Source organism: Rhodococcus sp. AD45-ID, from assembly GCF_003023755.1.
Lineage (GTDB): Bacteria > Actinomycetota > Actinomycetes > Mycobacteriales > Mycobacteriaceae > Rhodococcus_F > Rhodococcus_F globerula.
Genome location: NZ_PYHL01000002.1, coordinates 1,679,810 through 1,694,398, shown reverse-complemented (window position 1 = coordinate 1,694,398; position 14,589 = coordinate 1,679,810). Strand labels below are relative to the sequence as shown.

At 59.8% G+C, this 14,589-nt stretch carries 15 protein-coding genes and 1 tRNA gene; 8 read left to right on the top strand and 8 right to left on the bottom strand.

The genetic code is table 11. The features are described 5' to 3' along the window. The first annotated feature begins 63 nt into the window (after positions 1 to 63). A tRNA-Pro gene (locus tag C7T36_RS23980) sits at positions 64 to 137 on the top strand. Between the two features lie 83 nt (positions 138 to 220). Here C7T36_RS23980 and C7T36_RS23975 read toward each other — a convergent pair. Continuing rightward, the gene (locus tag C7T36_RS23975; RefSeq protein ID WP_175393642.1) at positions 221 to 1,051 is read right to left on the bottom strand and encodes a class II glutamine amidotransferase; all 831 of its coding nucleotides are present in this window, start codon (positions 1,049 to 1,051) and stop codon (positions 221 to 223) included. A gap of 134 nt (positions 1,052 to 1,185) precedes the next feature. Between C7T36_RS23975 and C7T36_RS23970 the strand changes: the two genes are divergently transcribed. The 3 genes from C7T36_RS23970 (at position 1,186) to C7T36_RS23960 (ending at position 5,448) form a co-directional block, all read left to right on the top strand. After that, on the top strand, positions 1,186 to 4,470 hold the full coding sequence (locus C7T36_RS23970) for a protein kinase (protein ID WP_045067864.1): 3,285 nt from the start codon (positions 1,186 to 1,188) through the stop codon (positions 4,468 to 4,470). A 114-nt stretch (positions 4,471 to 4,584) separates the two neighbouring features. Continuing rightward, positions 4,585 to 5,028 (top strand): DUF6389 family protein, encoded by a 444-nt coding sequence (locus tag C7T36_RS23965; protein ID WP_045067863.1) that lies wholly within the window; start codon positions 4,585 to 4,587, stop codon positions 5,026 to 5,028. 21 nt (positions 5,029 to 5,049) lie between these two features. Beyond that, positions 5,050 to 5,448 carry a hypothetical protein gene (locus C7T36_RS23960; RefSeq protein ID WP_033231896.1) on the top strand — a complete coding sequence of 133 codons (399 nt, stop codon included), beginning with the start codon at positions 5,050 to 5,052 and terminating at the stop codon, positions 5,446 to 5,448. Between the two features lie 94 nt (positions 5,449 to 5,542). On the opposite strand, the gene C7T36_RS23955 is transcribed toward C7T36_RS23960, so the two are convergent. The 4 genes from C7T36_RS23955 to C7T36_RS23940 form a co-directional block, all read right to left on the bottom strand. Next, positions 5,543 to 5,998 (bottom strand): hypothetical protein, encoded by a 456-nt coding sequence (locus C7T36_RS23955; RefSeq protein ID WP_230590040.1) that lies wholly within the window; start codon positions 5,996 to 5,998, stop codon positions 5,543 to 5,545. A gap of 176 nt (positions 5,999 to 6,174) precedes the next feature. Further along, positions 6,175 to 6,885, bottom strand: coding sequence for a GAF and ANTAR domain-containing protein (locus C7T36_RS23950; protein WP_045067862.1), 711 nt, complete (start codon positions 6,883 to 6,885; stop codon positions 6,175 to 6,177). Between the two features lie 129 nt (positions 6,886 to 7,014). Further along, positions 7,015 to 7,344 (bottom strand): hypothetical protein, encoded by a 330-nt coding sequence (locus C7T36_RS23945; protein WP_051730309.1) that lies wholly within the window; start codon positions 7,342 to 7,344, stop codon positions 7,015 to 7,017. Continuing rightward, the gene (locus C7T36_RS23940; protein ID WP_045067861.1) at positions 7,341 to 8,486 is read right to left on the bottom strand and encodes an alkane 1-monooxygenase; all 1,146 of its coding nucleotides are present in this window, start codon (positions 8,484 to 8,486) and stop codon (positions 7,341 to 7,343) included. The genes C7T36_RS23945 and C7T36_RS23940 overlap by 4 nt, the downstream gene beginning before the upstream one ends. 804 nt (positions 8,487 to 9,290) lie before the next feature. On the opposite strand from C7T36_RS23940, the gene C7T36_RS23935 reads away from it, so the two are divergent. Further along, positions 9,291 to 9,602 (top strand): MerR family transcriptional regulator, encoded by a 312-nt coding sequence (locus tag C7T36_RS23935; protein ID WP_033231898.1) that lies wholly within the window; start codon positions 9,291 to 9,293, stop codon positions 9,600 to 9,602. A gap of 136 nt (positions 9,603 to 9,738) precedes the next feature. Here the strand turns inward: C7T36_RS23935 and C7T36_RS23930 are convergent, their stop codons facing one another. Then, on the bottom strand, positions 9,739 to 9,960 hold the full coding sequence (locus C7T36_RS23930; protein WP_033232178.1) for a CDGSH iron-sulfur domain-containing protein: 222 nt from the start codon (positions 9,958 to 9,960) through the stop codon (positions 9,739 to 9,741). A 5-nt stretch (positions 9,961 to 9,965) separates the two neighbouring features. Further along, a complete protein-coding gene (locus tag C7T36_RS23925; protein WP_033231899.1) occupies positions 9,966 to 10,637 on the bottom strand; it encodes a HemK2/MTQ2 family protein methyltransferase in 672 nt (223 codons plus the stop codon). Between the two features lie 299 nt (positions 10,638 to 10,936). Between C7T36_RS23925 and C7T36_RS23920 the strand changes: the two genes are divergently transcribed. Continuing rightward, on the top strand, positions 10,937 to 11,293 hold the full coding sequence (locus tag C7T36_RS23920) for a hypothetical protein (protein ID WP_033231900.1): 357 nt from the start codon (positions 10,937 to 10,939) through the stop codon (positions 11,291 to 11,293). Between the two features lie 38 nt (positions 11,294 to 11,331). Here C7T36_RS23920 and C7T36_RS23915 read toward each other — a convergent pair whose 3' ends face one another. Next, positions 11,332 to 12,777 (bottom strand): UDP-N-acetylmuramoyl-L-alanyl-D-glutamate--2,6-diaminopimelate ligase, encoded by a 1,446-nt coding sequence (locus tag C7T36_RS23915; RefSeq protein WP_239654743.1) that lies wholly within the window; start codon positions 12,775 to 12,777, stop codon positions 11,332 to 11,334. A 412-nt stretch (positions 12,778 to 13,189) separates the two neighbouring features. Between C7T36_RS23915 and C7T36_RS23910 the strand changes: the two genes are divergently transcribed. Both C7T36_RS23910 and C7T36_RS23905 read left to right on the top strand, forming a co-directional pair. Next, the gene (locus C7T36_RS23910; protein WP_045067859.1) at positions 13,190 to 13,903 is read left to right on the top strand and encodes a hypothetical protein; all 714 of its coding nucleotides are present in this window, start codon (positions 13,190 to 13,192) and stop codon (positions 13,901 to 13,903) included. Continuing rightward, positions 13,900 to 14,520: a class F sortase gene (locus C7T36_RS23905; protein WP_239654742.1), complete on the top strand. Its 621-nt coding sequence runs from the start codon at positions 13,900 to 13,902 to the stop codon at positions 14,518 to 14,520. Before C7T36_RS23910 ends, C7T36_RS23905 begins: the two co-directional genes overlap by 4 nt. The last annotated feature ends 69 nt before the right edge of the window (positions 14,521 to 14,589 follow it).

The window sequence follows — 14,589 nt, the reverse complement described above, 5'->3', positions numbered from 1 at the left end:
CCGATTGGTACTTCAGCCCGTCTCTGATGTAATCTTTCCAGGCGCCCGAAACAAGGGCGCGGACGGGCTGTGGCGCAGCTTGGTAGCGCACTTGACTGGGGGTCAAGTGGTCGCAGGTTCAAATCCTGTCAGCCCGACCGAAGAGCAAAAATGCGGTTCCGGAGAAATCCGGAGCCGCATTTTTTGTTTGTCTGAGTGGATGTCGATGTCGAACCGGCACTCACGTAGGGATTGGCTCGAACTCCCGCATTTCGTCCCGTCCCGCTTGAACGACACCCGCAGCCGATTCCGGCACCTCGTTCCACGCTCCCGGAAGGTCGCGCAGTGGTTCGGAAACGACGATTCGTGCTTCCTCACCAAGGTGGTGCAATGCTTCCACTTCGGGATGGAGTTTCCGCAGCGTGGAGATCTCGGTGGAGAAGAAGAGCGACCTTGATTGTCTTTCAGTCGAATAGCGGAAGATCCAGGTTGATGTTCCGTCCGTCGTAGCGACCGTCATCTGTACTGGATTGTCGATTCCGTGGGCGCGGGCTGTCTGCTCGACAAACCCGACCGCTCTGGCAACCCCGTCGAACGGATCATCGGTCAAGCCGAAGGTGAGCGCGAGAAAGAACAGAGTTTCCGAGTCCGTGGAGCCCTCCAAGTCGGGGAAGAGCGATGGATCGATGGCGGTCACCAATTCGCGTTTGATCTCATGGAACCCACGCAGGGAACCGTTGTGCATCCACATCCAATTGCCATGTCGAAATGGGTGACAGTTGCTGCGCTGCACCGGAGTTCCCGTCGATGCACGGATGTGAGCGAAGAGCACCGCCGTCCGCAATTGACTGGTGACCTCGCGGAGGTTCGAGTCGTTCCACGCGGGTTCGATGCTTTTGAACAGGGCAGGCTCGCTGCCCTCCCCGTACCAACCGATTCCGAAGCCGTCACCGTTGGTTGTTGTCGCACCGAGACGAGAATGCAGGCTCTGGTCGATTAGCGAGTGCTTCGGCCGGAACAAGAGGTCATGCGCAAGGATCGGTTCACCTGAATATGCCAGCCACCTGCACATCTTTCCATTGAATCAGATTGCGGCAGTGATGACGATCCTCTACGACTGGTGAGGGATAGGGTTGAAGGGCGCTGGTCGTGCCGTCGGGACCAGTGGCCAGGAGTTAGGTGCCGACGGAGTGAGTAGGCCGTCCGATGGGTGAAGGTGATTCGCTCGGCACTCAGCGTTACCCGCCGCCGTCGGCCGTGGAACTGGGAAGTGCCGGCTTCGACGATGTCCAGGAGATCGGCCGCGGCGGATTCGGCGTCGTCTACCGCTGCATGCAGGCAGATTTGGATCGCCCGGTTGCGGTGAAGGTGCTCACGGTTGATCTCGACGAGGAGAACCGGTCTCGCTTCTTCCGGGAACAGCAAGCGATGGGCCGGTTGACCGGACACCCGAACATCGTCAACATTTTGCAGGTCGGCGCCACCGACAGTGGCTGTCCGTTCATCGTGATGCCGTATCACCCGCGGGATTCCCTCGATGCTCGGATTCGACGCGACGGTCCGCTGCCGTTGGATCAGGCGTTCCGCCTGGGGGTGAAGATGGCGGGCGCGGTGGAGTCGGCGCACAGGCTCGGCATCCTGCACCGCGACATCAAACCCGCCAACATCCTGCTCACCGAGTACGGCGAACCGGAGTTGGCCGACTTCGGTATCGCGCATATCACCGGTGGTTTCGAGACTGCCACCGGGGTCGTCACCGGGTCGCCGGCATATACGGCGCCGGAGGTGCTGGGGGGAGATCCGTCGAGTCCAGCGGCCGATATTTACGGTCTTGGCGCTGTCCTGTTCAGCGCTCTCACCGGTCACGCCCCGTTCGAGCGTCGTAGCGGTGAGCAAGTTGTCGCGCAGTTTCTGCGGATCACCAAGCAAGCGGTACCCGACTTGCGTGACCATGGGATCCCCGACGACGTGGCCGAAGTAATCTCTCGCGCGATGTCGCGGACGCCCGGCGCGCGCCCAGTCACTGCCGCGGAGTTCGGCGAGCAACTGCGGCAAATGCAACGGCACTACGATTTCCCGGTCGACGAGATGTCCCTACGTGCCGAACCCGGCGAACCCGGCGAACCGGGCGGCGGCTGGCGACCTGGCCCTGAAGGTCGACTGCGACGTTCAGGTGCCTTTACTCCGAGCACGACGGGGGAGCTTCCGCTGGAACTGACCAGCTTTGTGGGCCGCCGACGCGAGCTGACCGAAGCGAAGAACCTGCTCGCCGCTGGCCCGTTGGTGACGTTGACCGGGATCGGCGGGGTCGGAAAGACGCGGCTGGCGATGCGGCTCGCGGCGGGGATGCACAGCGAATTTGACGATGGCGTCCGGCTCGTCGAGTTGGGCGAGCTGCGTGACGAGTCGTTGCTGATCGAAACAGTGGCTGGTGTGCTGGGACTGCGGGGCCAGTCGGCGAGACCGGTACCGGAGATGCTGATCGAGTTTCTCGAACCGCGGGAATTGCTGCTGGTTCTGGATAACTGTGAACAGCTGGTCGATGCCGTCGCTGAATTGGCCGCGACCCTGGTGCGCGTCTGTCCGTCGTTGCGGATTCTGGCTACCAGCCGCGAACCCCTCGACATCGGTGGGGAGGCGGTGCTGCGGGTTCCGCCGCTTGGCGTCCCTGAGCCCGAGCGGAAGCCGTCGCTCCGGGGATTGTCTAAATACGATGCAGTGTCGTTGTTCGGCGAGCGCGCCGCGTCGGCAGTTCCGGGATTTGTGCTCACCGAGGAGAACGCGGAGACGGTGGCCGGGATCTGCCGCAGGCTCGACGGGCTGCCGTTGCCGATCGAGCTGGCGGCGGCGCGATTGCGGGCGATGTCGCTCGAGCAGATTCTCGAGCGATTGACTGATCGATACGCGCTGCTGACTCGAGGTATCCGGGGCGCCCCGTCGCGGCAGCAGACGTTGCGGCTCTGTATCGACTGGAGCTTCGAGTTATGTACTGCCAGTGAGCAACTGGTGTGGGGTCGGTTGGCGGTATTCGCGGTTAGTTTCGAACTCGATGCTGCGGAGCAGGTGTGCAGCGCGGACCAGTATCCGGGCGCGCTTCTCGACACGTTGACGTCATTGGTCGATAAGTCGATTCTGATTCGCGAGGAACATGGGTCGGTGGTGCGGTTCCGGATGCTCGAGACGTTGCGCGAGTACGGCTACGAGAAGCTCGAGCAGTCCGGCGATCTAACGGAACTGCGCCGCCGGCACCGGGACTGGTACGAACGGTTGGCGCTCGACGCGGAGGCCGAGTGGGTCAGCGACCGCCAACTCGACTGGATCGCGCGTCTGAAGCGCGAGCAACCGAACCTGCGGGAAGCCCTCGAATTCAGCGTCGTCGACGATCCCGTCGCCGGCCTGCGAACCGCTGTCGCGTTGTCCTTCTTCTGGAGCTCCCAAGGCCTGTACAACGAGTGCCGGCACTGGATCGACCACTTGCTTGCCCGTCAGAGCGGCCAATTCACCCTCGACTGGGCCAAGGGTCTTTACTTCGCCACGCTGATGGCGAGTATTCAAGGTGACCTCAGGGCCGGGGCGGGCCGCGTCGAGGAGGCACGGAGTCTCACCGCTCACACGCGTGACCCGATGATGCGCCCACTCGTTGACTTCGCCGACGGAATGCATGCTCTTTACAGTGGTGACCCCAGGCGCGCTTCCTCGCTTCTCGAAGCCGCCGCCGCCGGATTCAGCCGTCACGGCGATCGGACGCTCGAGGTAGGTGCGTTGTATTCGTTGGGGTTGGCCTATGGATTGAGCGGCCAGATGGACAGGGCAATCGAATGTCTCGAGCGTGTCCTCTCGATCACGGACCACTATGGCGAGAAGATGTATCGGTCGCTCTCGTTGTGGGCCCTCGGCATCGCCGTGTGGCGAAAAGGCGATACCGATCGTGCGATGCGGCTACTCGAGCAATCGCTGAAGTTGGCCCGCCTGGTACACCACCCACGCGTCGCAGCAGCTTGCCTCGAGACGATGGCCTGGATCGAGTGCGGGCGGCGCGACGCCACCAGAGCCGCAGTGTTGATGGGAGCGGCGGATGGGTTGGCGCACGCAATGGGCAGCACCGCGATTATTCATTCCAACTTACTTGTCTATCACCAGGAATGCGATCAGAAGGCGCGTCAGAAGCTCGGAGACAAAGCATTCGCGGCGGCTTTCCGAAAGGGGCAAGGCTTCGGACTCGAAGCTGCAATTTCCTACGCCCTCCACGAACGGCTCTCCGACGCAGCCGGATCCGGCATGGACGCCTCGACGCGACTGACCAAGCGGGAACGCCAAGTCGCCGATCTCATCGCGCAGGGCCTGACAAACCAGGCCATCGCCGATCGGCTGGTGATCTCACCGCGCACCGCCCAGGGGCATGTGGAGCACATACTGACAAAACTGGGGTTCACCTCGCGGGCGCAGGTTGCAGCCTGGATTGTGGAGAGGGACCGTGATCGGACATCTTGACACGATCTCGCGAGATCCGTTGCCGATCAATAGATTTAGTGTTCTCCTGCTGTAGGGGCATGCTGTTGCTCCGAGGGTGAACTGCTCCGGGAACGGCACGGATATGCTGAGTCCGTGGAAGCAACTGAATACCGCGACGCGCTGAGAGCCGTCCTCGACACCGTGTCGCCGGTAGTGGCCGCTCGGCTCGAAACGATACGCAACACAGCGTCTGCCCGCATTGACGGCGTGATCATCGAGGTATTCGTCGACCAGGACGCGCACGGCACGTTCGATGTCTGGGCGCGATTCGACGGCCCTGATGCGTTCACGTTGGATAGGCAGCTCGGTGATGAGCGGGAACTGTTCGGCGTCATCTGGGGTGAGGACGGCTGGGAGCCTGCGGTTCCGGTCCGGCCGCGGATTTGGTCACGAGAGGAACTCGAGGACGTCATCGTCGAGGTCGTTGCCGAGTGGGTCGACCCACTCATCTTGGTCGGGCCATCCAACCTGTACTGGGAGGTCGCCACGCCGGACGGTGCTGTCGACCCGCGCCCCGTCGGAGCGAACCGTGAGTGAGCCTTCGATCGGTGTGGCCGGATGACGCATCGGCTCAGGTTCAGATCGGTGTTCGGCGGCCCGTCGATACCGCTGACCTACTTCGAAGAGTTGAGTCGGATCAAGTGGCAGCTGCGGAACGTGGAGTTCCAGTACGACTTCGACCTGTTTGTCATCGTCGGTGGCGACATCACGACGGTGACTGATCCGACCGGTGTCCGGTCCCCGCGTGTTTTTCTGGCGCGGCGCACGATCACTGCGCAGATCCAGATGAACAGTGCCGACGTCCTGGGAGATTCCGACCCACGCGGATTCTTGCGACAGACGATCCACGCTGCGGTGACGGAGCTGATCGCGCGCATCGCCGCCCGCGACGCCGACTTCGACGTGGATGTGGAACGGCAGAAGGTCGCGTTCTTGGTGGGGGAAGCGCTCGGCTGACATCCACATTGCTGGAATGCGGCAAAGCGCGTGGTTCGGAGCAACGGCTGTAGCGACACAGTTTCGATCTGGTTCGTATTCGATCGAGTGAGACTTATTCCTGCAGAGCAGATCCCTCAGTCGTGCAACGCAGCCGAGGGGCCGGGGTGATCTGTGAGTGCACCGATATCACGTGTGTTGCCGGCTTCAGGAGGCTGACGTCTCCGAAGTCCGCGTCCGCGAAGATCTTCTTTCCGTCGGCTTCGAGGCGCCTGAGAACGGAATCGAATGCGTCGATAAGCCATTCATCGGTGGCGTCGGCGAGTAGTTCGTCTGGGAGGCCGCCGATTTGAGATTGGAAGATACGAACCAACCACGAGCCGGCGGGATAGGTTTCGTCCGACAGACCCTCGGCAGTGTTGGTGGCCAGTACGTAGCGGCTGTACTCGAGATCGACACGGATGGCGTAATCGCCGGCGAGGTTGACAACATTGGCCGGACGCTGGGTTGCAGCGGCCAGTGCGATCAATGCGTCGTTATATGTTTCCGAGTGCTTCGACGTAAGGGGAATGATTGACCTACCTGTTCGAGGTGGCCGTTGCAGGGCAGCACGGCATGGGAATTAAACGTCCGTTGCCGATGCTTGACGAAGAACTGAAACAGATCCTATCCCAGCGGGCCAGACATGATGCTGCCGGCTGCAAGGCAACCGTCTCGCGCCAACTTTCTCAGGAGGCAGCGAGCCGGTCAGTCGAGAGTAGATCGATGCCGGACGATGACGTCGCGAGCGAGGTCTGCGACCTTGACATTCATGTTCTGCGAAGTCTTCTGCAGAATCTCGAATGCTGCGTCGCTCGATACCCCGTGTAATCCCATCAGCAAACCGACGGCCTGGCCGATCTCACGGCTACCGGTCAGACCTCGCCGCAGCGATTCGGCATCCTCTCCTCGCGACAACGCAGTGACTGCCACAGACGCGAAGGAGACGAGAACAATAGCCACGTCGGCTATGTCCTCCGTGAACGCTCCCGGTGTATCGGAGAAGAGGTTGAGAGCACCGATTTTGCGTCGGTCGACGAGTAGGCGGAACCCCATGCTTCCACGGATCGGAGTCTTCGAGAGAGCTTGCCGCGCAAATTCAGGCCACTGGTTCGGAGTGCGCAGATCCGACTCGAGCTGTGGTGTTTCGGTTTCGAGAGCGTCAAGGCACGGACCTTCTCCGGTGGCGCGCTCCAAATCATCTGCAAAAGCGGCCATCTCATCACTCGCAGCGACGGTGACGGTGGTGTTCCCACGGCGCAGCATCAAACTGGCATGATCACAACCGGGAATCAAGTCGACCGCGGCGGAACAGATCGCGTTGTACACGTCGGCATCGTCTGTCGCGGAGTAAAGAATCTGGGCCAACGCCGCAAAAACAGCTGCGGGTTCTGTCAGGGCATTGTCTGGCCAAGACATCGTTTGTGCACCTCGGGGTCTGCTGTTAAGTCCTACCTGCATCGAACGGTACTAGATCCTACTTTCCCGTCGTCAGAAGCTTTTTGCGGCTCGACGCTTCCCGGATCTCGACGGTTGAAATGCTGTGAATCATCTTCCGTCGGTGTCGTCCTGCTTCGTGAAACCTTGCTCTCCGGAACCCTGCTCTGCGCGGGAACCGAGGCGTACTTGTCGTTTGTATCGTGCAGCGGTCGCGAGGAGGTAGCGCTCAGCGGCGGTGTAGTCGATGGTGGTGCCGTCACGCTCGTTGCCTGGTGTTATCAGTTCAAGATATCGGCGCCGGATGCTTGCTGCGTCAGGTTGCGTGCGGAGGAATTCCACCGCTGCGATGATCTCCGGGGCGGGCGGTATTTTACTGCGGTCCGTCGTTCCTGCAGGGGGAGTGGAGCCCTGCCTTTCCTCACCGGTGTGCGCGTTCATCGTGAAGTCGCTTTCGTGTTGACGAGGGTGAGATCACCGTCGTAGTAGGCGAGAACACGGCGATCCATGAGCCACCTCCACAACGGGGGTATCCAAGCGCAGACGATCATTACCGCGTATCCCGCCGGCAGTTGCGGTGCCGCCGGGCTACTTCGCAATGATTGGTATCTCAGGCGTGGGTTGGCGTGATGATCGCTGTGACGTTGAAGTTGATAAAGGAACACATTGCTGACGATGTGATCACTGTTCCAACTGTCCTCCGGTCGGACTTTCGTAAAACTGCCGTCGGATCTGCGCTTGCGTAGCAGTCCGTAGTGTTCGATGTAATTTGCCGCCTCCAAAAATGAGATCCCGGCGATTGCTTGGAGTGCTAGCCAAGGGGCGATCTGCCAGCCGAACACTGCGATCAGTCCACCGAATAAGACGATGCTCATCACCCATGTCTGAACGATGCTGTTCTGCGCACCCCAGCTGAGTTTTCCGCGTCGGCGCGCACGCGCTGTTTCGATCGCCCAACTCGATTTCAATCCGCCGATTACACTGCGTGACAAAAACATCCAGAATGATTCGCCGAACCGAGCGCTGGCTGGATCGTCAGGTGTTGCCACTCGGACATGGTGCCCGTGATTGTGTTCGACGAAGAAATGCCCGTAGAACGATTGTGCGAGAACAATTTTTGCCAACCATCGCTCGACGGCTTCGCTTTTGTGTCCGAGCTCGTGTGCGGCATTGATTCCTACGCCGGCTACGACTCCGACTGTCATGGAGAGGGCGATCTTCTCACCCATCGCCATGGGGGCGTTCACCCAGCACCAGCACGCAAACATCAACCCGGCATACTGTAGTGGCACGAAAAGGTAGGTGCACCAACGATAATAGCGATCCTTTTGCAGCGGCGGAATTGCATGATCCGGCGGGCTCTGGCCGTCTCTACCTGAAATCAAGTCGATGATCGGAATGATCAGTACCAGAATCCATGCCCCGGTCGCCCAGAACAATCCCAAGCTCAGACGATCGACGAGCAACCAGGACAGGAATGGGCTCAGTGGGATCAACAAGGCCACGGGCCACCAATACCGTTTTCGATCCCGCCACCTGGGTAGATCAACTGTCTCGGTAGCGATATCTTTGTCGGTCGTCATGGTGTCTCCAACATGTGCTGCACAGTCGTGGGTGTTCCGGTCGTTTGCTGAGCATGCAACCTATGTATCCCTTTCCGTCGCAATAAGTTACAAGGATATTCGTGCGACTGATGGGTGGTCCCCGAGCATTCTCGGCGCTGTGTCTATCGACAGAGTCTCGTGTTGCGGCGTCTTGTGTCACGCCATTTGGGACGTGTCCGTACACGAATGTTCACAGAGGTAAATGGTGCCGCGAGGAAATGTGCGGTCACGCGCCGAGCATGCAGGAAATCAAGCAGAAACTTCAGGATCTGGACGACACTTCTCTGGACTGGACAGCAAAATAACTAGTGCTGTTCAGTTTGCTTGTAGCACTGCGCTTATCGCACCGCCCATCTTCGGACCACGTTACAGTGTCAGGCAGGTCGGTTTGGAGTTGGTGTCCGTGTTTCGAAACCCGATCAACGCAGGCTCTCTCGACACTGTCGGATAAGCCTTGGTCCGGTTTCCCTCGTGATTGGTCATAGGGCCTCCTGGAGTTGCGTGGTTAACACTGCCTGAGGCGTCGTTCTGCAGATGTGACACTAGATCTGCCTGTTCATTCAGATCTGTCTGTTCATTCGACGGTTGCGCCCATCGCCTTCCCTCAAAATCTATACCAGCAGCTGCAGATAATTGGCAACAGCTGAGGTGGAAAATTGACGGGACAAATGCGCGCTCGCATTGCACACTGCTGGACTCATGAAATCTGTGCTGGCGACGTTAGATTGAAATGCAGAGAATGTTAAGGTTGCACGGTCAATGAAGACGCCTAGGAGGTATACCGTGACGTCAGAGACCCAGGCGCGCGCGCTTCGAGGCGTTTACGGAATCTCGGTGATGGCCGAACTTTCCGGAGTCGGGCCGCAAACGTTGAGATTGTATGAGCGACGAGGGTTGTTGACACCGACCCGCACCGGAGGCGGAACCCGCCGATACAGCGAATCGGACCTGGAGACGCTGGCCCGTATCACTGCGCTGATCGACGACGGTGTCAACTTGGTCGGCATCCGGTTAATACTGTCGCTCGAGGCCGAGAATTCAATTCTGGCGGCGAGGGTTGCACAGTTGAGCGAACAAACTGGAGTTCGAGTCTGACCGGCGAGTTGGTTCCGGTTTCCTCTGCAGGCCCACCGCGAATCATGATGGCTCGCTACAACTCTCGAACCTCACGTCCTCTGGTCGACTAGGCCGCGCCGAGGGCTCACATGGCTTTGCCACATCACGTCCACATTCAGCGCTGGTCACGAGGGATGGACTTCCTTTTCTTGTGTGTGCCGTCGCAGAACGGAGAGATACTCGTACCACCGCATCGGCACAGCGCGACCGTTGCCCGTTTTCGTTCGATCGGATTGCCCGCGCCATCGATCAGGGTTGCAGGACCACGAACAAGTATCGGTCCGTCCGGGCACACGGTGACGGTGACCGAGCTCATGTCGCGTTCGGTATCGGACATGGAATTCACATGACCTCCTTGTCGAGACTTGGTTTCGCGGCCCGAAGGACAACGATCTCTTCGGTGCGCTGGCCCGGAGCGATGAGGCCGCGGGCCTCGAACAGTGCCGCCCGCGCGGAGAGTACGCGCCCGAAAGGGATCTCCGCGCGAGCCACGACTTCCACAGATAATCCCTGTTCTTCCAGCATGGACTGAGTTTTCTCAATCCCGCTGAGCACAGACTGCGCGATCAAGAGAACACCTGACTCGGCAAGCACTCGGGGTGCGTGTGTACATATCCGATCCAGAAGCACCCGCCCGTCTACGCCCGCGTCCCACGCCCGCTCCACGCCGCGAGTGGGTAGGACGTCGTCGTGCGCAGGAACGTACGGGGGGTTGGAAATGACTACGTCGAAACGTTGGTCTTGAACGGGTGTAGTCAGATCGCCTTGAATCACTCGAATCGAATGCCGATGCAGGATGGCATTCAACTGGGTGGTGACGACTGCGCGACGAGATATGTCGACGGCGGTGACATGTCTGGCTCCGATTGCAGCGGCGCGCAAGCTCAGCGCCCCCGTCCCGGTGCAGAGATCCAGTACCCGAGAGTCCCGTCCTAGTCTCTCTGCAGCCAGTGCGTCGGCCAGCAGCCACGTATCTTCCTGTGGAGGGTAAACACCTGGCAGACGCAAGAGCATCGGTGACTCCTCGAGGTTGTGCGTTGTGGTGACGCGGCCGTTTAACTGAAGCAATCCTATACTCCAAACGGTCAATTATCTGCATCCACTGATGTAGATAAGCTACATTTAGACTGGATGACAAGAGTCGATTTGAAATCAGGACAAGGCGAGTATGGCGGGAGGTATGACTGGTTACAGATCAATCATCACGACGGCGCGGTCGATTGGCCCACGAATGCCTCTGGGCGCCGAGCGTGAGCGAAACGCTACTGCGATACTGAATGGGTCGGCGTGAAATACAGCGGAGGGTTTCCTCGATGACTGAACAACCCGGTCTTGCCGCAGGGGCCGAGCGGGAAATCGGCAGGAGGACAATCACTTACGCAGTCTCGATCGTCCTGGTTGTGATTGTGATGATAGTGGCACTTGTGGTGTTGGGTTCTCGGCGGGGCGAGTGTTTCGACACCGACGTGCTGGTCTGCTCGCGTAAGGATCGACGCCTTTTGGTGTTCTTGCCGAGCGTGACGCTCTTGGTGGGCGCTGTAGGGGCATTCTTACGAGCGTCGCCGCGATGGCATCGCACTCGCAGGCTGTCCATCAGATCGTATGTCGGATGGATTCTCGTAGGGTTGGCCGTAGCGTACGGTGCGGCGTCGTTTTCCTTCTTGTTCTGACCGATCCGAAGGGTGAATGGACGACAGTGCGCTGACAACTATTTTGCATACTTGACGAGTGCGCGCTCGAGTACTTGGCGATCGTCGAACACTATCTCCGTACCGTCGTAGTTCATCACGTGGTCGTTCCCACGCCCCGCAACGACAACGATATCGCCTGCTTTTGCCAAGCATACGGCGGTCCGTATAGCGTCACTCCGATTCGGGATGATAAGCACCTCTGCATGATTCGCGAGTCGCGCCCCCGCGGCCACGTCATTTCTGAGGGCTGTTGCGTCATCGTGGTACGGACCTTCGTCGGTGACGACAACGACGTCGGCATGACTGCCGGCAGTACGACCCAGAGGCTCGCGTTTGCCGGGGTCCCGGCCCCCAGTGGCGCCGATGACGACAATGATCTTTCCCTTCGACAACGAGCGCAGGTACGGAAACAAGCGGAGTTGCGCACCTGCGTTGTGTACGTAGTCGACGAATGCCAGGAAATTCTGTCCTATTTCCACATTTTCCAATCTCCCGGGGACGGTGTCGAGATTTTCGATACCGTCGAGCGCCGCCGCGATATCGACTCCTCCGATGCGAAGAGCGGCAATTGCCGCCAATGCGTTGTCAACTTGGTGACACCCCAGCAGGCGCAGCCGGATTTTCCTCTCCCAACTCCCATGGCGTGCAACAAAAGATGTTCCCGTTTGATCGGCCTCGATGTCAGTGGCGGTGACATCGGCGCTGGCACCAAGCGATGAGAAGGTCAAACGAGGAACAGTGACGCGTTCAGCGAGGGCTTTGCCGTACTGATCGTCGACACTGATCGCCGCGCGGGCGCAACGTTCGGGTAAGAAAAGCTGCGCCTTCGAGTCGAAGTACGACGCCATAGTTTTGTGGAAATCCAGATGGTCACGCGAAAGGTTCGTGAAGGCAGCGACGCGAAAGAACGTCCCATTGACTCGGTGTAGTGCAAGACCATGACTCGACGCTTCCATAGCGACGGCGTCGACGCGGTTGTCGACGAAAGCGGACAACGTACGTTGCAACGTGCACGCTTCAGGTGTTGTTCGCTCCGCTTCCGATACGCCGTCTGGTCCCCGAACGCAGATTCCGCTGATGATGCCGGTGCGCAGTCCGGCCGCGGCTAGACCGGCTTCGAGCATGAATGTAGTGCTGGTCTTGCCGTTGGTGCCGGTAACGCCGTATACGTCGAGCGATGTGGAGGGATCGCCGTATATCCAAGCGGCCAAAGGGCCGAGGATCTTTCGGGGGTTCTTCACCACAAACGCCGGCAATATTTCAGTGGGTCGATCGCTGACCACAGCGACGGCACCCCTCTGCGCGGCTTCGGCGACGAACTCGCCACCATGGTGTTCGGTGCCTGGCAGCGCCGCGTAAATATCGCCAGGGCGAACCTGACGGGAGTCCTGACAGACGCCGGCAACAACCAGGGTTCCTTGCTCGTGCAGTAACTCGCTGTCCGCGCCGAGATATTCAGCCACCGCCTCGAGCGACCATTTCGGTTGTCTGCTGGGTCTATTCGACACGGTGCGCATGTCGGATCACGGCGTTTGTGCTCGAGGTGGCATGTCTCAGGTTTGACATTTGCGAGTTGCGCCAAACACGTCACGCGGCACTGCACACCGCAATCATTCCGCTGCCGCTCGCCGATTATGCACACGCGCGGATGATCAGGCCTGCGTGAGCACAATTGCCGCGCGGCGGTTACTCGGGTGAACTGTAACTTTTGAATCGCGCCGAAACGATGTACCCAATGTCGGGATCGGCTGCGGAATAATTGCCCGATGGCACCACAAGAATATTTTGTCAGTCCGATCGTGCCGTTATATGCGATTGTACTGGTATTTTGACTGAATTGACCAGATTGTCAGACCGTAGGTGAGGGTAGCGGGAATGAGAACTTTTGGTACCGCAGGTGCGTGCGCAGCGATCTTTGCCACCGCAGCCCTGATCACTACGGCGCTGCCGGGAGTAGCCGGCGCCGCGCCCGTTTTGACGCAGACGTGCGTTCCCGAGATCAATGACAACTCCATGTCGCTCGATCCAGCCGTCGTCGACGGCTGGTACGACGTCTCGACCGGCACACCCGGCACGAAGATCAATTCCATCGAGTCCTGGCGCGCTGTCCCAGGCGACACTCTCGAGTTTCGAGCCTCGGTAACCATCCGCGCGCATGGCAGCCCGGTCAGCGGCACCTTGCGGATCGACGGCGCGGGACTCACCGGCGACCCAGAACTCCGCTCACGTATGACATTGACCCAGGATCTGGGGATGTCCGGAACGAAAGTCACGCATACGGACAACGGACGAGTGATTCCGGTCCGAGCAACCCTCGCCTTTGATGCGTCGACTCCGAACCTCGTGGCGCAGAATCAATCCGTCGACCTCTCCGCGGTCAAGATCGTGCTGACGGGCGATACAACCGATCCGGGGACCGACTGCCCAGACGACGGCGGGAATGGCGGCAACCAGGGTGGCGGAAACGGCGGCGGTGGTGGCGAAAATGGCGGAAACAACGGTGGCAACCAGAACGGTGAACTGCCCGGACGCGATGTAGGCAATCGAGTTCCGATTTCCCAGGTTCCGTCCGGGCCGATCTCGCGGTGACGCAATCGTCTCGCCAGACGCTTCGGCGCCTGTGCGGCGCAGCGGCGCTGACGGTGTTGTTGTGTGTCAGTGGGTGTTCGGACGACAGTGACCAACCGGTTCGGGTTCTCGCGACCGGGCAGGAGGATCTGCCATCTGCGTTGGAGGCGGTAGTCGACAATCCGGCAACACCGACTCAGTTGCGCATCGGCAGCGAGGCCGCCGTGGTTCTTGCGATCAAGACAACGTCGGGTGGTTCGCTGATTCCTCCGGAGGATGTGAGCAAGGTCGGCTGGTGGGCGGACTCCGCATTTCCGGGTTCGGGTACGGGAACTGTTGTGATCACCGGCCACATCAATGACGTGTACGCCGGTGACGGTTTCGGAAAGAAATTCTCCGCGTTGACTCCGGGGTCGGTTGTGACGTTGACCGGGGAGGATGGCCACGAGTGGACCTATCGGATCGATGCGGTTGACGAGTACCGCAAGGACGGGGAACTACCAGTCGAGCGCCTGAACCGAATGGACGGACCGGAGACGCTTGCGTTGATCACGTGCGGGGGAGAGTTTGTGGGTCCGCCGCTGGGTTACGAGGACAACGACATCGCCTGGGCGACACGGATTCCCGATTTGTCGTAGTTCTACGCATTGTCGCGATTATCGATATCGTTGGCCGCACTAGCGTCTTCGCCGCACTGGTTACAGTGC